Raw genomic sequence first — 26,813 nt, 5'->3', positions numbered from 1 at the left:
CTATGAGTGAAATGTTGAAAGGCATAAATAATATACCTGTAAGAACCTGGAGATGGCTTGGTGTAAATGAAGCCAATGTTAAAGGTCAAGTTCCTGAAATAAGAGCATATAAGAAAAACCCTCTTAAGGAAGCAGAAGCTTCAGGCTATAAGATTACAGATATAAGGGAAGAAAAAAATGGAATAAAAATATTTGATAACAATTCTGATATAGGGATTTCCAATGACCTTACAGAGCTTGCAAGAAAAAGTTATAATACCGGTCATCTTATAGAAGCTGAAAAAAATAATGTTATCACAGAGCCGGTGTTCATACAATATCACATGGATAAGGAAAACCCTCACGTGATTGACAATAATTTAATTATTGCTGAGGAAGGTAGTAAAATAACTGTTGTTATGAAGTACTCCTCGGAAAAAGACGTTGAAGCTTTTCACAACGGCATTACAAAATTGTATGCCAAGAAGGAGGCAGTAATAAACCTAGTAAAGATTCAACTGATGGAAGATGATGGAATATATTTGGATGCCATAGCTGCTGTAGCTGAAGAAGGAGCAGAAATCAATTACGTGCTTGTGGAATTAGGAGCCCAAACCACCGTAACAAGCAATAAGAATGATATGCTTGGTAATAATGCCAGCATAAAGCTCTATTCTATATATCTTGGGGATAAGGAAAGACAAATAGATATAAACTATGTAATGAATCACTATGGTAAGGAATGTGAAAGCCTTATTGAGACCCGTGGTGCATTAATGGATAAAAGCAGCAAGATTTTCAGAGGTACTCTTGACTTTAAAAAAGGTACCAGCGGCTCCAAAGGAAAAGAAGAAGAATTTGCGGTACTCTTAAGCAGTGGAGTCAGGAACCGTTCAGTACCCTTACTCCTGTGCGGGGAAGATAATGTAGAAGGTCAACATGCAGCCAGCACCGGTAAAATAGATGAAAGCAAGCTTTTCTACCTTATGAGTCGTGGTTTTTCAGAACAAGAAGCTAAGAAATTAATAATAGAAGCTTCCTTTAAGCCTATTATGGATAGAATACCTCTCAACGAGGTGAAGGAGGAAATCTCTGAGTATGTCGGGAGGAGATTATTGAATGTCTAATAATTATCTACTGGACTTTCCTGTTCTAAATCAGACTATCAATGGGAAAAGGCTTGTGTACTTAGATAGCGCTGCTACTACACAAAAGCCTTTGTCAGTTACTAAAATGGTGCAGGAATATTATAATTTATATAATGCAAACCCTCACAGAGGTGCTTATTATCTCAGTGTAAAGTCTACAGAACTTTATGATACTGCCAGAGAGGCTGTTAAAGATTTTATTGGCGCCGGCAGCACCCGGGAAATAATATTTACCAAAAATGCTACGGAGGCCTTTAACCTGCTTGCTTACAGTTATGGAATAAATTTTATAAATGCCGGAGATGAGATTGTTATATCAATTGCTGAGCACCACAGCAATTTAGTACCCTGGCAAATGGTGGCTAAGGCTAAGGGGGCAGTACTTAAGTACATGTATACAAATGAGGAAGGTATTATTCCTGAAGAAGAGATTCAAAGCAAGATTGGTGAGAAGACAAAATTAGTGTCTGTTACACATGTATCAAATGTACTTGGTACAATTAATCCCATTGAAAGAATAATAAAAAGAGCCCATGAAGTAGATGCGGTAGTTATTGTAGATGGATCTCAGAGTATTCCTCATATGAAGGTTAATATAAAGGAATTAGATGCGGATTTTATGGTCTTTTCAGGACATAAAATGCTTGCACCTATGGGAATTGGCGTTTTATACGGAAAGGAAAAGTATTTAAACGCCATGCCGCCCTTTCTCTATGGTGGAGATATGATAGAGTATGTTTGGGAACAGGAAGCGGAGTTTGCAGAACTGCCTTTCAAATTTGAAGGTGGTACGCAAAATGTGGGAGGAGCTCTAGGCTTAAAAGAAGCCATAAAGTATCTAGACAAGGTAGGCATGGATAACATAAAAGTCACTGAGAAAGGATTAACAAGCTATGCCCTTATGAAGCTGGATCAGCTTCCCTATGTAACTATATATGGTACGCGGGATATTAATAAGAAAGCCGGAGTTATATCCTTTAATATAAAGGATGTCCATCCACATGATGTGGCATCTATTTTAGATGCTGACGGTATTTCAATAAGGGCCGGCCATCATTGCGCCCACCCACTTATGAAGTACCTGGGTGTAAATGCAACCTGCAGAGCTAGCTTTTATTTTTACAACACTGTAGAAGATATTGATATATTTATAGAAAGTATAAAAGGCGTCAGGAAGTGGTTAGGTTATGGATCTTAGTACAATATATACAGAATTAATAATGGAGCATAATTCCTCCAATCATAATAAAAGACATATGGACTCACCGGACTTGGTGCTTAAGGGCAGAAACCCAAGTTGCGGAGATGAAATAGAATTGGAATTAAAACTTAAGGATGATGTTATAGAGGACGCTTCCTTTACAGGAGCAGGCTGTGCCATATCCCAGGCTTCAACTTCTATGATGATTGATCTCATAAAGGGGAAGACTGTGGAAGAAGCAAAGCGATTAATGAATTTGTTCCTAGGCATGATTAAGCGAGAAATAACGGAGGATGACCTGCTAGATGAGTTAGAAGATGCAGCAGCATTAAAAAATATATCCAATATGCCAGCCAGGGTTAAATGTGCAGTATTATCGTGGCATACTCTAGGGGAGTCTATAAAATAAAGATCTTAAATTAAAGCTGTGGAGTTCTATTAGTGGACTGCCACAGTTTTTTTTAGTTTTTGCTTTAAAGAACTGTACTAATTTGGCATAAAACAAAGTGATTGTTTGGATGTATACTATAACAGATCTCTGTAAAAGAAATTACACACCTGTGAAATTCAAGCCTTTTCAAAAAAACAGTGCATGAATAATCGGTATAACAGCTATTGAAAAACTGAGATAATGGAAGATTGAGTGTGATAAATTAATTTGAACACAATTGAATCACGCTATTTATTGATAATGATTATTGATTAAAAATTAATATGAGATTATAATTTAATTAAGTTAAGAGTGAGAAATATCAGTATAGATTATCAAAAATAAAAAGAATTAACATCTATGCTGTGCGAAAAAAGAACATCAATGGAGGTGTAACAGGTGGATTTTAATATACTAATAGGTGGCCAGGCAGGTCAGGGAATGGACACTATAAGTGACTTCGTAGAAAAAGTATTAAAGATGAATGGTTACTACGTATTCTCAAACAAGGACTATATGTCAAGAGTAAGAGGAGGAAACAATTTTACACAGGTGAGATTTGGTGATGAACCTATCTTTTCTCACAAGGAAGAGCTAGACTTTATTGTAGCTTTGGATAAGAACACTGCTGAATATCATGTAGAGAGATTGAAGCAGAATGGAAACATTCTTATAGACGAAAGCATAAATTTCCAAGAAGATAGGGTTATAAGTTTACCGCTGATTAACTTATGTAAAGATCTTGGACTAAACAGAGCCTTTGGAATGATGGCGGCCGGTGTTACTTTAAAATATTTTGGTATTAATATCGAAGGCTTTGATGGTTTTATTTCCAAAAAATTCAATGAAGACGTAAGAAGAATAAACATTGAGGCAGTTTGGAAGGGCTATGGTTTAGTGGAAGCTAAAAAGCAGGCACCAAAGGTTGAAGCAGGAAATACACTTTTGCTGAACGGAAATACTTCAATAGCTTTAGGAGCTTTAGCTGCTGGCTTGGATTTCTATTCTGCTTATCCTATGACTCCAGCTACCAGTGTTATGACCTACCTCGCTAAAAAGCAAGTAGAAGCAGGCATTGTAGTTGAACAGGTTGAGGATGAAATTGCTGCAATCAATATGGCAATCGGCGCTTCCTATGCAGGAGCCAGAGCCATGACCGGATCCTCTGGCGGAGGTGTCTCTCTGATGGTTGAAACCTTTGGTTTAGCAGGTATCACAGAAACACCCCTGGTAATCGTGGATTCCCAAAGACCAGGTCCCGCTACAGGGCTTCCAACAAGAACAGAACAGAGCGATCTGAGTTTCTTACTGACTGCTTCCCACGGTGAATTCCCAAGAATGGTAATGTCTGTTAGAAATGCTGAAGACGCCTTCTATCAGACCTTTAGAGCTCTAAATATTGCAGACAAATATCAGACATTAGTATTGATTTTGACAGACCAATACTTGGCAGATTCTAAGGTTACAGTGCCAAGGTTTAACTTAGATGGCTTAAAGATAGAAGAATATATCTCCGGAAAAGAAGTGTTGTCAGAGGGAGAAGAATATAGAAGATATAAATTGACCGAGAACGGTATATCTCCAAGATTAATACCTGGTAAGGCAGAGGGTCAGGTAGTCTTGGTTGATAGTGATGAGCATACAGAAGAGTCTCATATCACTGAGTCAGCACACGTAAGAATTGCTCAAATGGAAAAGAGAATGAAAAAGTTAGAATTGATGAAAGAAGATGTACAAGAGCCAGAATACTTTGGTGTAGAAGCTCCGGAAGTGCTTTTGGTAGGCTGGGGATCGACCTATGGAGCTCTTAGGGAAGCAATAGCATTGCTGAATAAGGAAGGCATAAAGATTGGAGCCCTTTCCTTTGGAGATATATATCCGCTGCCAACAAAGCTATTAAGTAAGTATGCTGCTTCAGCAAAGGTAATAGTGAATGTTGAACAGAACTATACAGGTCAATTAGGCAAGCTAATTACTCAGGAAACCGGAATTTTGATGAGTAAGAGCATATTGAAGTATGACGGCAGACAGATAAATGCTGAGGATATTGTAGCAAGAGTAAAGAGTGAGGTGATGTAGATGTTGGATTTGAAATTATATAATAGCAAGGATGAAATTGCATGGTGCCCTGGTTGTGGTAATTTTGCTATATTGGATGCCATAAAAAGAGCGGCAGCTGAACTGGAGATAAGACCGGAGGATTTAATGATAGTATCCGGTATAGGCCAGGCCGCTAAAACACCTCATTATATTCGGGCTAACGGCTTTAATGGCCTTCATGGAAGAGCACTGCCACCGGCTCAAGGTATAAAGATGGTTAATAAAAATCTTAAAGTTATAGTAACCAGCGGTGATGGAGATGCCTATGGTGAAGGTGGAAATCACTTTATCCATACAATAAGAAGAAATATGGATATTACACAGATAGTTCATGACAATCAAATTTACGGTTTAACAAAAGGTCAAGGTTCACCTACAACTGCTTTTGGACAAAAGACCTCTATGCAGTTTGAAGGAGTTATGCAGCAGCCGCTAAACCCTCTTGCTTTAGCTATAGCTGCAGGAGCAACCTTTGTAGCCAGAACCTTTACAGGAGACAGAGAACAGCTTGTAGAACTGTTAAAAGAGGCAATAAATCACAGAGGCTATGCTATAATTGATATACTTCAGCCCTGTGTAACTTTTAATAAGGTAAACACTTTCAAGTGGTATAAGGAGAGAATTTATAAGCTGGATGAAAGCTATGATGCATCAGATAAGGCAAGGGCTTTTGAAAAAGCACTTCAGTTCGGTGATGACGGAATACCTACAGGGGTATTGTATAGAGAACTAGGAAAGCCGGTATTTGAAGATCTGCATCCAGTATTAGCAAAGGGGCAACTTCTTGCAGATAGAAAATGGGAAGTTAAAAACGTAGATATGTTCCTTAATGAGTTTGTATAATAATTAAAAAGTAAAATATAAAAGCAATTATAAAAAAGATCCGAAATTACTTTCGGGTCTTTTTTATTAAAATGAAGGAAAAAGCTTAGAAAATTTCATATTGTTGATTTAATTATGTTTTTTTCAGCATATATTTTAACATAAGAGTCTGCTGCAATAATTAATTTGGGGAGAGAAGTCTATGAACATTACCAAAATTCTGATACTTGCGATGATCAGTGAGGCAGTTTGGGAAACCTTTAAGATGACCTGGCAGAATGGTAAGTTATCTGCTGACAGAATTGGTGCAATGGTTATTGGGATTCTAATAGCCATATCTACGGGAATAGATATTATGGAGCTTGTAGAAATACCGATATTTATACCCTATTTAGGTACAATTTTAACCGGCCTATTAATCAGCAGAGGAGCAAACTTCATACACGACCTCCTGTCCAGTGCAGGCAATATGAGCAAAAACACAAAGTTTATAAAGAATAACACCACCACTGATGAATCTGATAAAAATTAGCATGCCTTAAGATCCTGTGTTGAAAAAAATACCCAACACAGGATCTCTTCCTTAATTGTTAATTATCCATTATTAATTATTAGAAGGAGGGAACAATTGCTCCTTCATACTTTTCTTCAATAAACTTCTTAACTTCTTCTGAAGTTAGTGCCTTTGAAAGAGCCTGTATATAAGGTTTATCTTCATTACCTTTCTTTACAGCAAGTACGTTAGCATAAGGTGATTCCTTATCTTCGATAACTATAGAATCTGTTGTTGGATTTAAGCCGTTTTCCATAGCGAAGTTTGAGTTAATTATAGAAGCGTCTACATCTGCTAGGGTTGTTGGAAGCATTGGAGCCTCTAATTCTTCTATCTTTATGTTCTTTGGGTTTTCAATTATATCAAGCTTTGTAACCAGCTCGCCATCCTTAAGCTTTATTATGCCATTCTTCTCTAAGAGCCTTAATGCTCTTGCTCCGTTTGTACTGTCGTTTGGTATGGATATTGTAGCACCATCCTTAAGCTCATCAAGGCTCTTAATCTTCTTTGAATAAAGTCCCATAGGTTCCAGGTGAACTTTAACAGTATAGGTCAAGTCTGTTCCTTTCTCTGCATTTGTTGCTTCAAGATAAGGTACATGCTGGAAGAAGTTGGCGTCAAGGCTGCCTTCATTTAATTCTGTATTAGGCAGTACATAGTCAGTAAATTCTTTTATTGTAAGTGTATAACCTTCTTTTTCAAGAATAGGCTTTACAATTTCAAGAATTTCCTTATGAGGTACCGGTGTGGCTCCTACGATTATTTCCTTTTTATCATCAGATTTACCGGTTTCTGTGCCAGAAGTTACTTCATTCTTATTTGTAGTATCTCCTGCGGTTGTATTTTTCTTTGTGCATCCCCCAAATGAAAGCAAAAGAACTGCTGCTGTTACAAGTGATAAAATCTTTTTCATAAAAATAGCCTCCTTTAAATTAATGAACTTTATTTTTTTAATATTTTATATAAAAAGTTGCCCAAAGTCTGGAAAACTTGAACAATTATTATCAGTATTATTACCGTATATATTGTCAGGTCATATTTAAAACGGTAATAACCATATGTTATGGCAACATTACCAAGTCCGCCGCCTCCAACAGCACCGGCCATGGCGGAATAACCTATAACACTTATAACTGTCAGGGTTATACCCAGCACTAATGATGGAATAGCTTCCTTCAACATAACTTTAAAAATTATTTGTGAAGTAGTCGCTCCAAATGATTTGGCTGCTTCAATTATTCCATAATCCACTTCTTTCAAAGCAGATTCCATGACTCTTGCAGCAAAAGGAGCAGCACCTATGGTAAGGGGAACAATAGCTGCATCAGTACCTATAGCAGTTCCAACTATGAGTCTGGTTAAAGGCACCATAAAAACCATTAGTATAATGAAGGGAAAGGATCTTAGGGTGTTAATAATAACATCTAAGGTTTTGAATATAAATTTATTAGGTTTTAAACCTTTCTCATCGGTTAATACTAAAATAATAGCAGGTATAGCTCCGAGAATTACTGCAAAAAGCGTTGAGAGCAACACCATTTTTAAGGTTTCAATAAGGGCAGGATACAAAATTTGAACAAAAGTATCTAAAAAAGCACTTAGCATATTTTCTAATTTTAAAAGTAAACTATTCAGATGCATTACAGAACCTCCATTCCTATGCCTTTATCTTTCAGATATTGCACTATCTTGTCCTTGTGAGCCTCTTCCACATTTATTACAAGGCTGCCTAAGACATCATCTCTGAATTTTTCTAGCTTGCCCCATACTATTGAAAAGTCAATATCAAGTTCTCTGGCCATAGAAGTTATAATACTGTTTTCGCTTGACTCCTTAGAGAAGAACAGCTTTATGTTGATACCCTTGCTTGGAAGCAGCTCTTCTTCACCCAGGAGTCTCTCCAGTTCTTCCGTTGGTTTGAGGAACAGTTCTTCTACATCACCATAGCCTTTGATTTCACCATCCTCCATCAGAACAACCTTGTTACAGATTTCTTTAATTACTTCCATTTGGTGAGTGACAATTACTATTGTTATGTTTAACTTATTATTTATCTCTCTAAGCAGCTGTAATATAGATTTAGTTGTCTTTGGATCCAGAGCAGAAGTAGCTTCATCACAAAGCAGAATTTTGGGGTTAAGAGCCAAGGCTCTTGCAATTCCAACTCTTTGCTTCTGTCCACCACTGAGTTTTGTTATGCTCCAAGTTTTTTTATCTTCCAGACCAACCAGAGTCAATAATTCATCTACTTTCTGCTGGATAGTATTTTTGTTGTAGCCCCAAAGCTCCATGGGTAAGGCTATGTTCTGGAAAACATTTTTGCTGGTCATAAGGTTAAAATTCTGAAATATCATGCCCAGGTCTTTTCTTAGGTTTCTCAGTTCATTGCTTGTCAGATTTTTCACCTCTTTACCATCAATAGCTATACTTCCCTCTGTGTAACTTTCAAGACCATTAAGACATCTTAGCAGAGTAGATTTTCCGGCACCGCTGTGTCCAACTATACCAAAGATATCTCCTTTTTCTATTGAAAAGCTGACATCCTTCAAAACTTCTTTATTTGAAAAACGCTTATAGAGATTCTTTATTTCAATCATGGTGATCCTCCTAGATAGTATTCAACTATATAAATTAATAACCCGAGGATAACCCCGGGTTAGATACCGAACTATCCTTATCTGTCAGCTTTCGCTGCAGGAATTGGCACCGTGTAAATCTACCGGTTGCCGGGCTTCATAGGGCCTGTCCCTCTGCCTCTCTTGATAAGAGTTATTGAGTTTTCAGTTTTAATGATATTGATTATATATCCTATATGTTTTATAGTCAATATGTTTTTAAAATATTTTTTATTTTTTTGGTGAAAAATATAATATACTTTAATTGCAAAAGTAAATTCCACCTCTCTAGGTGGTAAGAGTGGATTTTAATTCTACAAATATGAAAGAGTATAGAGAGTGGAATTTAGTAATACAAAATATTATTATATTGATATATGCGTCATTACAGTAATCCTTGCTTGGTAAGGAAGGAGTTTTTCATTATGGCTAAATTCAAACACTTTACGTTAGAGGAAAGAGTCTCTATTGAAATAATGCTTAAAGCCTCCCTTTCTTTCAAAGCAATAGCCCGAGAGCTTGATCGAGATTGTACAACCATTTCCAAAGAGGTTAAAAATCATATCATGTACAAGCGAACAGGTTCTTACGGTAGACCTTTTAACAACTGTATTCATCGTTTAACTTGCAACCATACATATCTATGTGAGAAATCACATTGTAGAATTCGACGCTGTCGCTTTTGTTCAGATTGTTCAAAATTCTGTTCTGATTACAAAGCATATACTTGTCACTTACTCTCTAAGCCACCTTATGTGTGCAATGGATGTGCTAGCCTTACAAAATGTACTCTGGAGAAAGCAATCTATAATGCTTCCTATGCCCATGATGAATATGTACTTCGTCGTTCTGAGTCACGAAGCGGCATAACTATTTCTGAGGACGAGATTAAACGTCTTGATAAAATCATAACCCCACTCATTCAAAGAGGTCAATCTATACACCATATCTGCGTTAATAACAGAGACCTTATCATGCATAGTGAAAAATCAATCTACAACTATATTGATTACAATCTTTTCTCCACAAAAAATATTGACCTTCCAAGAAAAGTTGTTTATCGTCCAAGAAAAAAGCTTAAAAATCATTTTAAAGTGGATAAGTCCTACAGAATTGGACGCACATATCAGGATTTTCTTGAATTCATGAAGGAAAATCCTGATACTCCAGTAGTTGAAATGGATTCTGTTGAAGGTACTAAAGGTGGTAAGGTGTTGCTCACTATCCATTTCGTTGATTCTCAGTTTATGCTTGCTTTTATTAGGGATGCAAACACTTCACGTTCCGTCATAGATATTTTCGAAAATCTTTATTTGGAACTGGGGCCTGACACTTTTCTAAAACTATTTCCTGTCATTCTAACTGACAACGGCAGTGAGTTTACAAATCCAAAGGCTATCGAGTTTGATAGGCAGGGAAACCGCATAACACGCATCTTCTACTGCGACCCTTCAGCGCCATATCAGAAAGGTGCTGCAGAAAACAACCATGAATTGATCCGGAGAATTGTTCCTAAAGGCCAGAGCTTCAACTCATTTCAACAGAAGGATATCTCATTGATGATGAGTCACATTAATTCTTATTCAAGAAAAAAGCTGAATGACCAGTCTCCATACTCGGTATTCAGCTTCCTTTACGGCGCTAAAACGCTCGCAAAGTTGGATTCAGAACTCATCAAACCAAATGAGATTATCATGAATCCGAGTTTATTAAAATATTAACCTACTCAAGCAGGGATTACCGCTGGCGCTTAAGTTAAAACTTTTTCAATGGGTGGAATTTACCTTTGCAAAAAAAACGGAAAATATTCACCCTTTGTTTGCTATACCCAAAATCAGCTGAAATCTGCTTGAGCTACTTAAATTATACCTCATTTTTGTCTAAAATAAGCAAAAAATTACTCTTATAACCAAAAATCTTATCTAGTATCGATTTTACGGTGGAAGTTAATTCTACAAAGTGGAAGTTAACTTTTCAATTCACCAAAATATAATATAGAAATTTAAGTATTGATAATAATATATGAGTTTCATGGTTAAAAATTACATTAATGATAAATATTTAATAATGATTTGATTTTTATGTGAATTTTTCAACAAATTTTCAAAAAAACATTGTAACTATAAATATCTTAGGTATATAATTGTAAATATGATAATATAATTCACATGATAAATTGTGAAAATAACTAGTATTTGGGGGAATTAAAATGAGCGCAAGGGGCTATGTAGAACAAGTATTAGCTGACCTAAAGAAAAACAATCCCGGTGAAAGTGAATTTCACCAAGCAGCTACAGAGATTTTAGAGTCTTTGGTACCTGTATTTGAAAGGCACCCGGAATACATGGAAGCCGGATTGTTAGAAAGAATTACTGAACCGGAAAGAATTATCATGTTTAGGGTTCCATGGGTAGATGACAATGGTAAGGTTCAGGTTAACAAAGGCTACAGGGTTCAGTTTAACAGTGCAATTGGACCTTATAAGGGAGGATTAAGATTTCATCCTTCAGTAAATTTAAGTATTATTAAATTTTTGGGCTTTGAGCAAATATTTAAGAATTCCTTAACTGGACTTCCTATCGGAGGGGGAAAGGGCGGTTCCAACTTCGATCCAAAGGGAAAATCTGATGGGGAAATTATGCGTTTCTGTCAAAGTTTTATGACAGAACTTTATAGGCATATAGGTCAAGATACCGATGTTCCTGCCGGAGATATCGGTGTAGGTGCAAGAGAAATAGGCTATATGTATGGACAATATAAGAGAATCAGAAATCAATATGAAGGAGTGCTGACTGGTAAAGGCTTAACTTATGGTGGTAGCCTAGTAAGAACAGAAGCAACCGGTTATGGTTTAGTATATTATACAGAAGAAATGCTAAAGAGCAAGGGCTTAAGCTTTGAAGGGCAGACAGTGGTAGTATCCGGTTCAGGTAATGTTGCTATATACGCTATCCAAAAGGCAACTGAACTTGGTGCGAAGGTTGTAGCTTGCAGTGACTCTAATGGCTATGTATATGATAAAAATGGAATTAACCTTGAAACAGTAAAAAGACTTAAAGAGGTTGAGAGAAAGAGAATAAAGGAGTATGTAGTGGAACATCCAGGTACTGAATACCATGAAGGCTGCAGCGGAATCTGGACTATTCCCTGCGATATTGCTCTTCCTTGTGCAACTCAAAATGAATTAGATGAAAAGAGTGCACAGATATTGATTAGAAATGGCGTTAAGGCAGTTGCGGAAGGTGCTAACATGCCCACAACTCTGGAAGGCACAAAGTTATTCCAAGAAAATGGAGTTCTCTTTGGACCAGCTAAAGCTAGTAACGCAGGCGGGGTTGCATGCTCAGCTCTTGAGATGTCACAAAACAGCTTGAGAATGTCATGGACATTCGAAGAGGTTGACAGCAAGTTAAAGACCATAATGAAAAATATCTATGCAACAAGTGTAAAGGCTGCTGAAGAATATGGCTTTGAAGGAAACCTTGTAGCAGGTGCAAATATTGCTGGTTTCTTAAAGGTTGCAGAAGCAATGATGGCTCAAGGTATAGTTTAACCAAAGTTTTAAAAGGCGGGATTATCTCGCCTTTTTGTGTTTTGTGGAAGTTATTGATATAATAAAATTGTGCAAACTATTATATAATAGTAATTATTATTTGAATAAGGGGGAAATATATGTTATCAAAAGATATAGTAAAAGAGGTATTAGGCAGGGCTCTAAGCAGTGGTGGTGACTTTGCTGAAGTTTTTGCTGAAGATAAGATATCCAATAATTTAAATTTAATGGATGGAAAAATGGAGAAAATTGTTTCCGGAAGAGATTTTGGAGTAGGCATAAGAATATTCAAAGGACTTAGAAGTATTTATGTGTATTGTAATGACAGCTCCAGAGCGGCTCTGTTAGAAAATGCTGCTAAGGCGGCCCAGGCCCTAGGAGACTTGAAAGAGGGCATGGATGTTAATCTCACTGAGAGAATAAATACTAATATCCATCCAATACTATTTGTACCTTCCAGCGTTGCAAATAATAGAAAGATAGAGGTTATGAAGAGGGCTTATCTATCAGCTAAGGACTACAGCAGCGAAATTTCCCAGGTTATAGTAACCTACATTGATTCCGATCAAAAGATACTCATAGCTAATTCAGAAGGGTTATACACAGAAGACAGAAGGGTCAGAACCAGACTCAGCATAAGATCTATAGCTTCAAACGGAATTGAAAACCAAACCGGTTCTGAGGCACCCGGAAGAGCACAGGGCTTCGAAATATTCCAAAGTATAGATCCGGAATACTTTGGTAGGGAAGCTAGCAAATCAGCTGTTACCATGCTCCATGCAAGAAACTGTCCTGCAGGAAGAATGACAGTAGCTATCGAAAATGGCTTTGGAGGAGTAATATTCCATGAAGCTTGTGGACATGCACTTGAAGCCACTTCAGTAGCTAAGGGGAACTCAGTATTTGCAGGAAAGTTAGGCCAGAAGATAGCTTCAGATAAGGTTACAGCCATAGATGACGGCACACTTCCAGGACAATGGGGTTCTGCTAATATTGACGATGAGGGCAGCTTTACAAGGAGAAATGTGCTCATTGAAAACGGAATTTTAAAAGGCTATATGATTGATAAGTTAAATGGAAGAAGAATGGGTATGCAACCAACGGGCAGCAGCAGAAGAGAGTCCTATAGATATGCACCCACCTCAAGAATGACCAATACTTATATAGCACCTGGACAAGACAATGACGAAGACATCATAGCTTCAATAAGTGAAGGCTTATATGCGAAAAAAATGGGTGGCGGTTCCGTTAATACTGTTACCGGTGAATTCAATTTTGCCGTGGCTGAAGGCTATCTTGTGAAGAATGGAAAAATCCAAGAGCCGGTTAGAGGGGCAAGCCTTATTGGTATGGGAGCTGACATATTGATGAAGATCGATATGGTAGGTAAAAAGCTTGCTCAGGGCCAAGGAATGTGTGGATCCTCCAGTGGCAGCATTCCGGCAAACGTTGGACAGCCGTTAATAAGAGTTTCAGAAATTACTGTAGGGGGAAGGTAAGATGGACATTAGAGAATTTAAGGAAAAGTTATTTGCAAAGGCAGAAGAAAGCGGTCTTAAGGAATATGAAATATTCTACAGTAAAAACGAAAACTTTAACATTAATGTATACAATAACGAATTGGATAAGTACAGTGTAAGTGAAATCATGGGGGTTGGTTTCCGAGCTTCTGTAGCCGATAAGATGGGCTATGCCTACACTACAAAGTTAGATGAAGAGAGTATTGATTTTCTAATTAAAAGCGTGCTTTATAATGCTGCCAATATAGAAAATGAAGAAAAAGAGTTCATATATAACAAAGTAGATAATTACAAAGAAGTTAAAAGCTTTAGTGAAGGCCTAATGAGAAGTACTTCTTTAGAGAAAATAGACCTTGCCTTGAAGCTTGAAGAGGCTGCCAAGGCTGCCAGTGAAAAAGTGACCAATATAGGTTACTGCGGTCTTGGCTGCTATACAGAGGAAAGGGGCATATACAATTCCTACGGGGTAAATGCCACCCATAAAAGTAATTTCATTTATGCAGGCATTAATCCGGTGGTTAGTTATGGACAAAAAGTTTACAATGAAATGGCTTATGTAATAGGATATGACATCAAGGATATTAACCCAGAGGTTCTAGCTACAGAAGCAGTGAAAGAAGCTGAAAAACGTATTGGCGGAACTTCTGTAACTTCCGGTAAGTATAAGGTAGTGCTTAGAAATGATGTGGCTGCAGAACTTTTAAACACATTTGCCGGTGCATTCTGTGCAGATAATGCTCAAAAAGGCTTGTCACTCTTCAAGGATAAAGAAGGTACAATTGTAGCATCAGAAAAAGTAACATTAATAGATAATCCACTAATGGAGTATGGCTTGGCATCAACACCTTTTGATGGTGAAGGTGTAGCTACCAGTGAAAAGGCTGTGATAGACAAGGGAAGTTTAGTAACTTTACTTCATAATTTGAAAACTGCAGAGGTTGCTAAAGTAAAAACTACAGGTAATGCATCAAGACCCTCATATGCTTCAGCCATATCTGTGGCACCAACTAATTTTTACTTTAAACCCGGTGACTATAGCTTTGAGGAACTTTTAGATAAGTTAGGAGAGGGGCTTCTTATAACAGACTTGGCAGGAACCCATGCAGGGGCAAACCCAATCACTGGAGATTTTTCCCTCGCAGCGAAAGGATTCAGCGTTTCAGGGGGGAAAATAGTGAAGCCTGTGGAGCAGATTACTGTGGCAGGAAACTTTTATCAGCTATTAAAAGACGTAGAAGAAGTGGGTAAGGATCTTAAGTTCATATTGCCTTCCGGTTCAAGCTACTATGGAAGTGCATCCATTTTAATAAGTAAGCTTTCCGTTGCTGGTAAGTAAGATTTTGAGGTTAGTTCTACAAAACTGTAACATTTTTCCTGAAAGTGAATATCCTATTAATGTACACTGAATAAGGAGTGAAATGAGTGGCTTATTCAAATAGAGAGTTGTTCGCCAGAATTATCAGGTGTGAAGCAGGTGGCGAAGGTGAAAATGGTATGAAGGCCGTAGCTACGTGCATTATGAATAGAGTTCGTGTATCCTATGGTGAATACCATAGAATTGGGCAAGGGGATATTAGAAAGATAATCTATCAAAAGGGTCAATTTGACTGCATGAGGTCAGTTCTGGGAGGAGTACCTAATCCACAGACCATATGGGCCAATCCTCCGGAACAGATTCATTATAATATTGCCGACTGGGCTTTGGCCGGAAATCGACTATTTAATGTTGGTGCATCCCTTTGGTATTTTAATCCCTTTAGGCCTAATTGTCCATACACTTTTCCCTATAATGGATCAGGAAGATTCCAAGTAAGGGTAGTTCAGCACTGCTTCTACAACCCAACAGAACTATATGCACAAACTTAGTATTTAATCAATTTTTAGGAGGATATTCATGTACGAAGACTTTTGTGAAGAATGTCAGTATAGGCAAGGCCCAGTAATGGAACCTGCAGATTTTAGGGCTTGCGGTGGATATATGCCGATGCAAGGGGTTATGCCTATGCAGGGTACTATGGGTATGACACCCATGCAAAACCCTATGATGCAGACACAAGCCAACATAAACCAACAGAACATACCAATGATGCAAGCACCTGGTCAAGGAACTATGATGACACCTCAAGGATTGGCAGTAGAAATGCCTGCGCAGACACAAATGCAACAACAGTTCCAAGGGCCATCCATAGTTCCTGGAGCAACTTTTCCGGAAGCTCCCGGGGCACCGGTGTATCTAGATACTAATTACATGCAAGGGCACTTAAGAACTTTGATAGGAAGATATGTAAAAGTGGAATTTCTGATAGGTGTTAACTCTTTTATTGATAGAGAGGGTGTATTGCTAGACGTAGGTATAAGCTATATAGTTCTGAGAGAGGCTCAAACTGATGACAATTTGATGTGCGATATTTATTCAATAAAGTTTGTTAGAGTTTACTACTAAAAGACTAAAAATAGATTTTTTATCAGTAATAAGATACAAAGATTAGATTCTTTGTGTCTTATTTTTTTTGTGATATAATTGTCTTATATACCGAGGATTAGATTTTTATAAACAAAGCTAGATAGAAAAGGTGGGATGAGGTTTGAAAATAATGTTTGTGGCAGATACGGAATCAACTTATATATGGGATTATTTTCAGCCTGAAAAGTTTAAAGATGTGGACCTGATAATATCTTGCGGAGATGTAAAAGCTGAGTACCTATCTTTTCTAGTTACCATGATAAAAGCCCCCTTGTTTTACATACCGGGAAATCATGACGACAAGTACCTTAAGAATCCTCCGGAAGGCTGTGAATGTATAGATGGCCGCATGGTTGTTTTTAAGGGAATACGAATTTTAGGACTTGGTGGCAGCCAGCGCTATAATCTGGGACACTTTCAATATACTGAGAAGCAGATGAAAAGAAGAGTTAAAAAGTTAAAATTTAAGCTTTGGTTGAACAAAGGTGTTGATATTGTAGTCACCCATGCTCCTCTGCTAGGGGTAGGAGATGGTGAAGACTTATGCCACCGGGGATTTGCATGCTTTAATGAGTTGATTAAAAAGTATAAACCTCAATATTTCATTCATGGACACCAGCACTTAAGCTATGGCTATCAACCTGAGAGAATAAAGAAGTACGAAGGGACCACGGTGATTAATGCTTATGATCATTATATATTGGAGTATAAATGATGAGTGACAAGAGACAAGTTAGTCACTTGTCACTCTTAACTTGTCACAAATAAGTTACTTTGCACTTTGTTTTAAATTAGCAACAGCACCTATATATATTGCAAAATGTTAATTGTACATCTATTAGGTGTCATTTCAATATTGAAAAACAGTAGTCAATAAGATCTAAGGTTGTTTTCAAGGTTAGGCCGTCTACATCAAGAGTGGAGTTGAGTTCTACTATATCCATTGATTTAACAAGATTTGTGCCAATGATGCATTTTAATATGGCTTTGGACTCTTCAACTGTTAGGCCCTTATCAACGGGGGTTCCGGTACCCGGTACCAGGGCTTTATCCAGTACATCTATATCAAAGCTCAAGTGGAGACTTCTCAGGTTTCTTTCTTTGAGCTTTTGTATAACCTCCAGTAAAGTATTCTCCACGCCATTTTTCTTAATATAATCTGTAGTCCATACATTTAGGTTGGTCTTTTCTATGAACTTCAGCTCATCCACATCTAAATCTCTGGCTCCGATGATAAAAACATTCTCCATTTTGACCTTTGGGCCTTCGTAATAGAGATCAACAAGCTTGTCAAAGCCAAAGCCCATGGCGGCAGAAAGAGGCATACCGTGAACATTACCCGTTAAAGTAGTTTCATGGGTGTTAATATCACCATGTGCATCGACCCAGACCACTCCAAGTTCATGAAAGTACTTGCCTGCTCCTGCCACGCTGCCTAGTCCCAAGGAATGGTCTCCGCCAACCACAAAAGGAAAGGCTCCGCCTTTAAGTGAACAATATACAGCTTGTGCAAGATTGTTAGCCACATCAACAATTTCATTTACATATTTCATCTTCTTGTGGAAAGCAAATTTCTGGCTCTCGTTCACATTTTTTACATAAATATTTCCCAGGTCATAGACGGTGTGATTATATTTTTCAATAATCTTTTCTATATCATGAGCTCTCAAATCATTAGGCCCTAATTCGACACCCTTTCGGTCACTTCCTAAGAATAGAGGAACTCCAATCATATTAACAACCATTACATCGCCTCCATATACCTTAAAAACTATGAACAAATATATTGTTATAGACTAAGTATTCCCGTATATGAAAGAGGTTATTATAATAATTTATTTATTACTGGCAGTTACAGCATCAACACCTTCTGCAAACCAATTCATGGACAAAATTTGCTGGTGAGCAGGTATCTCATCTTTTTCGATTATCAAGGTTCCCTCATTATCACAGATAGGCCCGGTAAAGGGATGAAATACACCGCTGACTATCATCTTTCTCATTACATTAACTAGTTTTTGAGTTTCATCCGGTACAAGATCCTGGGAATAGTAAATATCAAGAACACCGGATGCTATGCCCCACCAAAAATTGATCATCTTATAGTCATTGCCGAAGATGTCATTTAGGGTGCCTGCGGTATCACTTAAAACACTTCTAATAATTTTTTCATAGAATATTCCCCAATTCCATATGGGTGCTGCCAGATACTTATCCGGCAAACCGGTTTTACTGTCAATACTGGACAGCATAGAGTAAATACCATACTGCTTAGTGATTGGGTGTGGAGTCAACAGATTTTGATTTGAAATCATATCTACTCCGCTATTAACCAAGCTTTCACAAGCTTGTAAAGATTTATTTGGATTACTCCACTCATTTGTCCAGCTTACCTTTACCTTGGCATAGGGATTAACTAACCTTGCACCTATTGTAAAGGCATTAATGGAGCTTATTACCTCATGGGCAGGACTGGAAGCAACATAACCTATTACATTACTTTTTGTCATTGCACCTGCTATTATACCTGTCAAAAATCTTGGTTCATAGGTTCTTCCAAAATAATTTCCCACATGAAGGTAGGGCTGATATTCGGAACAATTGAAAAATTTCACAAGAGGATTATTCATAGCACATTTAAGTGTTACCTTCTTAAAGATAGGGCTTGTTGTAAAAATCAAGTCATTACCTGCATCAGCTAATCCCTGCAAAATATTATATGCTTTATCGCCTTCTGAAGGTACGTTTTCCACGAAAGAAGTTTCTACTTGACCATCCAGAACTTTCTCAACATATTTTCGGCCTATATCATGTGCATAGGACCAGCCAGAAGTTTCAATGGTTCTTGAATATACAAAGGCCGCTTTTAATGTCTTCTTTCTTGGTAGGACTAAGGAAGTCAGGGTAGAGATAACTCCAGGCGAAGACACTTTTACTGGATCTGTCTGTATATCAATTTCTGGATTTTTGTTTTTGTACTCAAGCTCAGTCATTAAGGCCTTCATTTTAGACAAAATAGTTTTATCGTCAATCTCTTCCGGTATGCCATAAATTTTTATAAATTCTAAAAGGGCATCTCCTGTGGTTAAGGGCAGCTTATCTCCTCCTAGATCTTTATATAATTCTCTGAAGGGTTTATATACATAAATTTCAAAATGTGTATACTTATTTTCTACAGGTGACAGCGCAGGATTATAATTATCCAATTTCTTCAAAAGTCTATCAAAGCTTTCTGGTTTAGAGAAATATATGGAAAAGATTTTTGTAATCTTATTGAATTTCAAAAACTCATAATAAATACATATGTCAGGATCATTTTCGTCCATCTTTGGTATCAGCCTTGTGACGCTGCCAAAGATGGAATGGGCATCAAAATATTTCAGCACGCTTACTCTTTTATTTCCTTCAACTACATAAAACCAATTAAGGTATTCATATACTTTGATAGAATGTTTTATACCTTCGTTAAGATGGGCTTCACATAGTGATTTCCACTTTTGATAAAATTCCGTATCCTCCGGAAGAAGGGGCATAAAATTCTTTGCAAATGATCGGCTTCTTAGAATAGTATATGTTCCTACAATTTTTTTTAATGGAATTTCTACTATTCCAAGTTCTACTTCTGAAACAATTTCAGTATTTTTAAGTATGCCCTCTAAAGATGGAAGGTGGCCACTTTGGCCCTTGGAGGCACTTCTATTATATTCTCTTATACCTAGTTTTTTAGCGCTGGAATAATGCATATCTGCTGACATTTCTTTCATGCTTTCACCACCTTGTTGTAATAGCGTGATCTTTATAGTATTTCTATGGTATATTATAGCATATAGCAGAGGAACTTAATATGAATTGGCACAATAATTTAATTCTTCATCAATAAAGAGCTGATAGGCGGTTTTGCCTTCAACTCTTTATAAAGATAAGGTGCTCTTAATATGATACTGCCTACAAGGGCTTAATTTAGATCTCTATTTTAACTTTATATTTTCTCAGCCATAGATCTAGTTGAATAAGATAAGCGATGAGTTGAGGTCCATTCATCAACTGACCAAACCATGGTTTACCAAAGGATTGACCGGCAGATTCCGTAATGTCCTCAAGCTTTGTCTTGTTTATAATTTTTAGCATTGGTGAAGTACTATCCTGAAGAATTTCTCTCATCCATTTTTGAACACCTTCCGTGTAATCGGGATGAAAGGTCTTAGGGTATGGACTTTTTTTCCTCCAAAGAATTTCTTCCGGCAACAGACCTTTGAGAGCCTCTCGAAGGAGTCCTTTTTCACGGCCTTTCAGGAGTTTATATTCATCGGGAATATTGTATGCATATTCCACAATTCTATAATCTGCAAAGGGTACCCTCACTTCAAGACTATTGGTCATGCTCATCCTATCTTTTCTTGTAAGCAGGGTAGTCATAAACCACTTAATGTTAAGATAAAACATGTTCTTTGAGGCTATTTGACCTGGGGTTTCCCTTCCGCTTAGGGGAACCTGCTTTAAGGCCTCACTATATTGCTGGTTTACGTAACCTTCCAAATCTATGTGACTTAGCTCAGGAGATAGGAGGGCTTTTCTTTCCTTAACTGCATTTGACCAAGGGAAAGTGTTTAAACTTTTTAACTCTGGTCTCGTATACCAGGGATAGCCCCCAAAAACCTCATCAGCACATTCGCCTGATAAGGCCACCACATTATCCTTAGCTACCTCTCGGCAGAACAAGAGTAATGAAGAGTCAATGTCAGCCATTCCGGGCATATCATTGGCTTCAACTGCATCTTCAAGACTTTGGACCAGCATCTTGTTGTTAAGAACTACCCTATGATGCTTGCTGCCAATATAAGCAGACATAATATCCACCCATTCATCATCGGTAGTTGGAGTGAAATCCGTAGACTTAAAATGTTTTTTGTTATCTTCGTAATCGATGGAGTAAGTTTTAAGAGTTTCACCCCTCTTGCTAAACTCTGATGCCGCAACGGCAGAAATTATGCTAGAGTCCAGTCCCCCGGACAGAAAGGTGCATACCGGTACATCAGATATCAGCTGTCTTTGGATAGCGTCCAAGACGATACTGCTGACATGCTCTGCGGTTTCCCCCAAGGATTCTACATGGCCCGAGCTTTTGAGTTTCCAGTATTCCTTTAGCTTAGGTCCTTCTCTGGTGTACAGAAGACAATGGGCGGGGGGCAGCTGATATACATTTTTAAATACACCACTGTCTTGAGAATGAGCTGGTCCAAGACCCATTATTTCACAGATGCCTTTTTCATCTATTATGGGTTCTGCCAAGGGGTTAGCAAGTAAGGCCTTTAATTCTGATCCAAAGATGAAGTTATCATCCACAATTGTATAAAACAAAGGCTTAACTCCAAGATGATCTCTGGCCATAAAAAAACTTTGCTGCCTTTCGTCCAAGACACCAAAGGCAAATATACCGTTGATATAGTTGACACAATCCGGCCCCCAGGCCATATAGGCTGTCAATAGGACTTCTGTATCTGAGTAGGAGTTAAATTGAAAGCCTAATTGTTTTAAACTGCGGCGCAGTTCATCTGTATTATAAAGCTCACCATTATAAACTAAGACAAACTTATTATTTTCTATGGTTTTTATCATAGGCTGAGTACCACCGTCTGGGTCCACTACTATTAGTCGGCGGTGCCCCAGCATTGCCTTTTGACTGATATAGTAGCCCTCTTGATTTGGCCCTCTTAGGGATAAGGTAGAGGTCATTTTTTTAAGAGCAGACTTATAAGAGCTTATGTCTTTTTTGAAGTTGATAAAGCCTGTTATTCCGCACATACAAATCACCCGTTTCAAAATTTATATTTCCATTTTATTAACAAATCATAAATTTGAGACATGTATTACAAAAAATAACATAAATTTAACATTAATTTTCTGAATTATTATAAAAATCATTGAATAAGTATAAGAATTGTAATAGAATATAGTTAGGGGGCGAATATAAGGAAAAATGTAAAAATTGCTATTTAACTTACTATAATAATTCTGTTATGGTGATTTAGATATTTTCCCCTTTTGCACTAAGCTATGGTCTTAGTGCTTTTTTTATTAAAAATTCTATCTTTAAATTGCAGATTTATCATGAGAGCCCTAAGATTTGTTGCCAAAAATGAAAGGAAACGCTTACAATATTGCAATTTTATCAAAATTCATTGAAATAACTGAAGAAGTGTGATAAAATTCACAGTATATATGGCTGAGTAGCAGGGTTAATCTATTATTGTTTTGAATAAATATGCACATTTTGTCAGATAGGATTAATAAGTCAAGTTTATGCTTGGCTTTTTACTACATACAGACCATATTATTGGTCCAAGGATAATAAAAGAAATTAGGGGGCTATAAAAATGGAAAAAGTAAGAATTGCGATTTTGGGTCTTGGCAATGTGGGCACCGGTGTTTGGAAGATTCTCAATACCAATAAGAAGGAGATAAAAAAGAGGTCAGGCTACCATATAGAAGTAGCGAAGATCCTTGTTAGAGATAAAAAAAAGCCCAGGTGTGTTGAAGTTCCTGAAGACATACTCACCACGGATTATAATGAGATTTTAATGGATGACAGCATTAAGATCGTCGTGGAACTTATGGGGGGTGTAGAACCGGCAAAGGAATATATGTTAAGTGCCATAAGGCACAATAAGCATGTGGTTACTGCCAACAAGTTTGTGCTTGCTACCCATGGAAACGAACTTTTGGATGCAGCCTATGCTCAGGGGGTAATGCTGTACTATGAGGCCAGTGTAGCCGGTGGAATACCCATAATTCATGGTATCAGCGAGAGCTTAACTGCAAATAAAATTGTTGAAATATTAGGAATAATAAATGGAACTACCAATTATATATTGACAAAAATGTCCCAGGAGGGCATGGAATTTGAGGAGGCTCTGAAGGAAGCCCAGGAAAAGGGGTATGCTGAGGCAGATCCAACAGCTGACATTGAGGCTTATGATGCAATGTATAAGTTAGCAATATTAGGCTCCTTATCCTTTGGGAGCAGAGTTCATGTGGATTCAATTTACAGAGAAGGAATTACCTCAATCTCCTCGGTAGATATACAATATGCCAGAGAGTTCGGCTATGTTATCAAGCTCTTGGCCATAGGAAAAGAAAGAAATGGTGTTCTTGAGCTTAGGGTGCATCCTGCAATGATACCTGCAAATCATCCTCTTGCCAATGTCAATGACTCCTTTAATGCAATATTTATTAAGGGAAATGCAGTGGGAGACCTAATGCTTTACGGCAGGGGGGCAGGAGATTTACCTACAGGAAGTGCGGTAGTAGGGGATATTATTTCAGTATTAAGAAATGGTATTGATGACATTGTGCCTGCCGAACAGAAAGATAAGTTATCCAATCTGAGAGTACAAAGTATGGATTATACAGTCTGTGAGTATTATATAAGATGTACAGTTTTAGACACTCCTGGTACCCTTGGTGATATTGCAGCTATATTTGGTAAGAATAATGTGAGTCTTGCCAGCGTAATACAAAAGGGTAAGACTGGTGAGCAGGTTCCTCTTGTGTTTATAACTCATCAGACTACAGAAAAAAATATAAGTGATGCCATAGAGGAAGTTAAAAAACTATCTACTGTGGTTAAGGTGGAAAACATCATAAGAGTTGAGAAGATATAAGGGAGGGCCTTACGTGAAGTATATAGTTATTCTTGCAGATGGCATGGCAGACTTGAAGGTGCCTGAGTTAGGGAACAAGACACCTATGCAGTATGCTAAGAAAGATAATTTTGATTATTTTGCACTAAAGGGTGAAGTTGGTATGGTTAGCACTATACCCAAGGGGATGCCTCCGGGAAGTGACACTGCGAATCTTGCAGTGATGGGCTATGACCCGGAGGTATATTACAGCGGCAGGTCACCCTTTGAAGCAGCCAGTATGGGGGTAAAGCTGGAAGACACAGATATTACCTTCAGATGTAATCTAGTTACACTTTCTGAAGGAGAAAGCTATAAAGACAGGGTAATGTTAGACCACAGCTCGGATGAAATAACAACAGCTGAAGCTGCAGTACTTATTGAAGACTTAAAAGCAGAGCTGGAGCTGCAGGATATGAAGTTCCATGCCGGAATAAGCTACAGACATCTGCTGGTTTGGCATAATGCACCTCAGGGCTACAAGCTTGTTCCTCCTCACGATATAATTGGAAGAAGAATCCAACAATATCTGCCTGCAGGAAAACATAGTTCTGTATTGCTTGAGATGATGGAAAAGAGTGTTTCCATTCTGGAAAAGCATCCTATTAATTTAGATAGAGTGCGCCGTGGTCTAAAACCTGCTAACTCAATTTGGATTTGGGGAGAGGGGAAAAAGCCTCTGCTATCAAAATTTAAAGATAAGTACGGTTTAGAGGGAACGGTAATTTCTGCGGTAGATTTGATAAAGGGCTTAGGTATATGTGCAGGACTAAAGGTGGTTGAGGTAGAAGGTGCTACTGGTAACGTGCATACCAACTATCAGGGAAAAGCTCGGGCGGCAGTGGATGCATTAAAAAACGGTGATGACTTTGTTTATATTCATATAGAGGCACCGGATGAATGTGGTCATAGAAATGAGCTGGAAAATAAGGTCAAATCCATTGAATTAATTGATGAGAAGATAGCAGGCTATGTAAGGTCAGAAATGGACAAGATGGGAGAAGAATATAAAATTATGGTGCTTCCGGATCATCCGACGCCATTAGTTTTAAGAACTCATACTTCTGCCCCTGTACCATTTGTAATATACGACAGCAGGAAAGAAAAGAATAACATTTTTTCCTTTGACGAAGACGGGGCCATATTATCCGGTTTGAAATTTGAAGAGGGCTATAAATTGATGGATTATTTTATTGGGGAGTGATCATATGTCAGTGTTATATAGGAGTACAAGGGGCAGCAAAGGACTTAAAACAGCCAGTCAAGCCATAATATCCGGAATAGCACCGGATGGAGGGCTGTATGTACCAAATTCCATACCAAAACTCAGAATTAATTTGAATTTGATGGTAGGAATGGATTATAAAGAAGTTGCTTATAATGTTATGAGGGAATTTTTTACAGACTTTAGTGAAGAGGAATTGCGGTATTGTATAAACAGCGCTTATGATAAAAAATTTGATCATGAGGAGATAGCCCCGCTGAAAAAAGCAGCAGGAGTTTATTTTCTGGAACTATTTCATGGGCCAACGATTGCTTTTAAAGATATGGCACTATCTATACTTCCCTATTTACTCACCACCTCTTTAAAAAAGCAGAATATGAATAGGGAGGTTGTTATTCTTACTGCCACTTCCGGAGATACGGGCAAGGCTGCTCTGGAAGGTTTTTCGGATGTGGATGGAATTAAAATCATCGTATTCTTTCCGGAGAAGGGCGTAAGTGAAATACAAAAGCTGCAGATGAGAACCCACAGGGGAAGCAATACTTTTGTAGTTGGAATTGAAGGCAACTTTGACGATGCACAAAACGGAGTTAAGGCAATCTTTAATGATGAAGAGGTTAAGAAGAAGCTGCTCAGCAAAAATTCCATGTTCTCTTCTGCTAATTCAATTAATATCGGTAGGCTTGTGCCGCAGGTAGCCTATTACTTCTATGCCTACATGAGTCTGGTGAGAAATGAAGAAATAAAGCTGGGAGAACCTATCAATGTAGTTGTGCCTACGGGAAATTTTGGAAATATTTTAGCTGCATATTATGCTAAAAACATGGGACTTCCAATCAATAAATTAATTTGCGCTTCCAATGAGAACAAGGTTCTATATGATTTTATTAAAACCGGCATATATGATAGGAGAAGGGAGTTTGTGTTAACTTCATCTCCTTCCATGGACATTCTTATCTCCAGCAACTTGGAAAGACTTCTTTATATACTTGCTGATGGAAACTCAGAAGTGGTTAAGGACTTTATGAACAAATTACAGGTGGAAGGATATTATGAAATTGGTGACAGCATGAAGGCTGGTTTAAAGGACTTGTTTGCTGCCTATGCCTCTGAAGAGGAAACCTTCCAGGCAATAAGAGAGGTATTTGAAGGGGATAGGTATCTTATCGATACCCATACAGCAGTGGGCTATAGTGCCTATAAGGACTACCAGTCCTTTACACAGGATATAGATACTAAGGTGGTCATAGCTTCTACAGCCAGTCCATATAAATTTAACACCTCTGTTATGGGGGCTTTAGATGAAAGATATAAGGCTGTTGATGAGTTTAGTCTTATAGATATAATGTCTCAGATCAGCAAGGTCCCCGTACCGGCAGCTGTGAAGGATATAAATAAAAGACCTGTGATTCATAACAGGGTTTGCAGGAAAGAAGATATGAAGGATGTTGTGGAAGAAATATTGGGATTAAATAAATAAAAATACTCAGGATAAAAAAGAAGAATGTAAGAATGAAAGAATTG

The 26,813-nt window shown here is 37.8% G+C and carries 22 protein-coding genes and 1 riboswitch; of the genes, 16 read left to right on the top strand and 6 right to left on the bottom strand.

Annotated elements, in window-relative coordinates:
• The first annotated feature begins 2 nt into the window (after window positions 1-2).
• The 6 genes from sufD to FHY60_RS10395 all read left to right on the top strand — a co-directional run bounded on the left by sufD (window position 3) and on the right by FHY60_RS10395 (window position 6,212).
• Complete coding sequence (sufD, locus tag FHY60_RS10420; protein WP_139904902.1) at window positions 3-1,106, top strand: Fe-S cluster assembly protein SufD; 1,104 nt, start codon at window positions 3-5, stop codon at window positions 1,104-1,106.
• Window positions 1,099-2,325, top strand: coding sequence for a cysteine desulfurase (locus FHY60_RS10415; protein WP_139904901.1), 1,227 nt, complete (start codon window positions 1,099-1,101; stop codon window positions 2,323-2,325). The genes sufD and FHY60_RS10415 overlap by 8 nt, the downstream gene beginning before the upstream one ends.
• A complete protein-coding gene (gene sufU, locus FHY60_RS10410; RefSeq protein ID WP_139904900.1) occupies window positions 2,315-2,737 on the top strand; it encodes a Fe-S cluster assembly sulfur transfer protein SufU in 423 nt (140 codons plus the stop codon). Before FHY60_RS10415 ends, sufU begins: the two co-directional genes overlap by 11 nt.
• A 420-nt stretch (window positions 2,738-3,157) precedes the next feature.
• Window positions 3,158-4,837: a 2-oxoacid:acceptor oxidoreductase subunit alpha gene (locus FHY60_RS10405; protein WP_139904899.1), complete on the top strand. Its 1,680-nt coding sequence runs from the start codon at window positions 3,158-3,160 to the stop codon at window positions 4,835-4,837.
• Entirely contained in the window at window positions 4,838-5,701 is an 864-nt protein-coding gene (locus FHY60_RS10400; protein WP_139904898.1) for a 2-oxoacid:ferredoxin oxidoreductase subunit beta, read from the top strand.
• A 181-nt stretch (window positions 5,702-5,882) separates the two neighbouring features.
• On the top strand, window positions 5,883-6,212 hold the full coding sequence (locus tag FHY60_RS10395; protein ID WP_139904897.1) for a hypothetical protein: 330 nt from the start codon (window positions 5,883-5,885) through the stop codon (window positions 6,210-6,212).
• Between the two features lie 79 nt (window positions 6,213-6,291).
• Here the strand turns inward: FHY60_RS10395 and FHY60_RS10390 are convergent, their stop codons facing one another.
• Genes FHY60_RS10390 through FHY60_RS10380 form a run of 3 tightly spaced genes read right to left on the bottom strand, consistent with a single transcriptional unit; the run spans window position 6,292 to window position 8,830 of the window.
• Complete coding sequence (locus tag FHY60_RS10390) at window positions 6,292-7,146, bottom strand: MetQ/NlpA family ABC transporter substrate-binding protein (protein ID WP_139904896.1); 855 nt, start codon at window positions 7,144-7,146, stop codon at window positions 6,292-6,294.
• Window positions 7,147-7,175: 29 nt separating this feature from the next.
• Entirely contained in the window at window positions 7,176-7,838 is a 663-nt protein-coding gene (locus FHY60_RS10385; RefSeq protein ID WP_139906441.1) for a methionine ABC transporter permease, read from the bottom strand.
• A gap of 35 nt (window positions 7,839-7,873) precedes the next feature.
• Window positions 7,874-8,830: a methionine ABC transporter ATP-binding protein gene (locus FHY60_RS10380; RefSeq protein WP_139904895.1), complete on the bottom strand. Its 957-nt coding sequence runs from the start codon at window positions 8,828-8,830 to the stop codon at window positions 7,874-7,876.
• A 74-nt stretch (window positions 8,831-8,904) separates the two neighbouring features.
• Window positions 8,905-9,002: riboswitch (SAM riboswitch) on the bottom strand.
• Between the two features lie 271 nt (window positions 9,003-9,273).
• On the opposite strand from FHY60_RS10380, the gene FHY60_RS10375 reads away from it, so the two are divergent.
• The 7 genes from FHY60_RS10375 to FHY60_RS10345 all read left to right on the top strand — a co-directional run bounded on the left by FHY60_RS10375 (window position 9,274) and on the right by FHY60_RS10345 (window position 17,100).
• A complete protein-coding gene (locus FHY60_RS10375; protein WP_139904066.1) occupies window positions 9,274-10,569 on the top strand; it encodes an IS30 family transposase in 1,296 nt (431 codons plus the stop codon).
• A gap of 488 nt (window positions 10,570-11,057) precedes the next feature.
• Window positions 11,058-12,401 carry an NADP-specific glutamate dehydrogenase gene (gdhA, locus tag FHY60_RS10370; protein ID WP_139904894.1) on the top strand — a complete coding sequence of 448 codons (1,344 nt, stop codon included), beginning with the start codon at window positions 11,058-11,060 and terminating at the stop codon, window positions 12,399-12,401.
• Between the two features lie 119 nt (window positions 12,402-12,520).
• Window positions 12,521-13,900 (top strand): TldD/PmbA family protein, encoded by a 1,380-nt coding sequence (locus FHY60_RS10365; RefSeq protein WP_139904893.1) that lies wholly within the window; start codon window positions 12,521-12,523, stop codon window positions 13,898-13,900.
• A 1-nt stretch (window position 13,901) separates the two neighbouring features.
• Window positions 13,902-15,257, top strand: coding sequence for a TldD/PmbA family protein (locus FHY60_RS10360; protein WP_139904892.1), 1,356 nt, complete (start codon window positions 13,902-13,904; stop codon window positions 15,255-15,257).
• Window positions 15,258-15,343: 86 nt separating this feature from the next.
• Window positions 15,344-15,787 (top strand): cell wall hydrolase, encoded by a 444-nt coding sequence (locus FHY60_RS10355; protein ID WP_139904891.1) that lies wholly within the window; start codon window positions 15,344-15,346, stop codon window positions 15,785-15,787.
• 28 nt (window positions 15,788-15,815) lie between these two features.
• Complete coding sequence (locus FHY60_RS17915) at window positions 15,816-16,364, top strand: hypothetical protein (protein ID WP_180375390.1); 549 nt, start codon at window positions 15,816-15,818, stop codon at window positions 16,362-16,364.
• A gap of 151 nt (window positions 16,365-16,515) precedes the next feature.
• Window positions 16,516-17,100 (top strand): metallophosphoesterase family protein, encoded by a 585-nt coding sequence (locus FHY60_RS10345; RefSeq protein ID WP_423243589.1) that lies wholly within the window; start codon window positions 16,516-16,518, stop codon window positions 17,098-17,100.
• A 130-nt stretch (window positions 17,101-17,230) separates the two neighbouring features.
• Here the strand turns inward: FHY60_RS10345 and rocF are convergent, their stop codons facing one another.
• The 3 genes from rocF to asnB form a co-directional block, all read right to left on the bottom strand.
• Window positions 17,231-18,130 carry an arginase gene (gene rocF / locus FHY60_RS10340; RefSeq protein ID WP_139904889.1) on the bottom strand — a complete coding sequence of 300 codons (900 nt, stop codon included), beginning with the start codon at window positions 18,128-18,130 and terminating at the stop codon, window positions 17,231-17,233.
• Window positions 18,131-18,220: 90 nt separating this feature from the next.
• Window positions 18,221-20,149: a BMP family ABC transporter substrate-binding protein gene (locus tag FHY60_RS10335; RefSeq protein ID WP_139904888.1), complete on the bottom strand. Its 1,929-nt coding sequence runs from the start codon at window positions 20,147-20,149 to the stop codon at window positions 18,221-18,223.
• A 196-nt stretch (window positions 20,150-20,345) separates the two neighbouring features.
• Window positions 20,346-22,187, bottom strand: a complete 1,842-nt coding sequence (asnB, locus tag FHY60_RS10330) for an asparagine synthase (glutamine-hydrolyzing) (RefSeq protein ID WP_139904887.1) — start codon at window positions 22,185-22,187, stop codon at window positions 20,346-20,348.
• A gap of 572 nt (window positions 22,188-22,759) precedes the next feature.
• On the opposite strand from asnB, the gene FHY60_RS10325 reads away from it, so the two are divergent.
• The 3 genes from FHY60_RS10325 to thrC are packed head-to-tail and all read left to right on the top strand — an operon-like array spanning window position 22,760 to window position 26,769.
• Complete coding sequence (locus FHY60_RS10325; protein WP_139904886.1) at window positions 22,760-24,046, top strand: homoserine dehydrogenase; 1,287 nt, start codon at window positions 22,760-22,762, stop codon at window positions 24,044-24,046.
• A 13-nt stretch (window positions 24,047-24,059) separates the two neighbouring features.
• Window positions 24,060-25,268 (top strand): cofactor-independent phosphoglycerate mutase, encoded by a 1,209-nt coding sequence (locus tag FHY60_RS10320; RefSeq protein WP_139904885.1) that lies wholly within the window; start codon window positions 24,060-24,062, stop codon window positions 25,266-25,268.
• A 4-nt stretch (window positions 25,269-25,272) separates the two neighbouring features.
• Window positions 25,273-26,769 (top strand): threonine synthase, encoded by a 1,497-nt coding sequence (gene thrC, locus FHY60_RS10315; protein WP_139904884.1) that lies wholly within the window; start codon window positions 25,273-25,275, stop codon window positions 26,767-26,769.
• The last annotated feature ends 44 nt before the right edge of the window (window positions 26,770-26,813 follow it).

The organism is Clostridium thermarum (genome assembly GCF_006351925.1).
Lineage (GTDB): Bacteria > Bacillota > Clostridia > Clostridiales > Clostridiaceae > Clostridium_AU > Clostridium_AU thermarum.
This window is presented reverse-complemented; position numbering and strand designations above follow the sequence as displayed.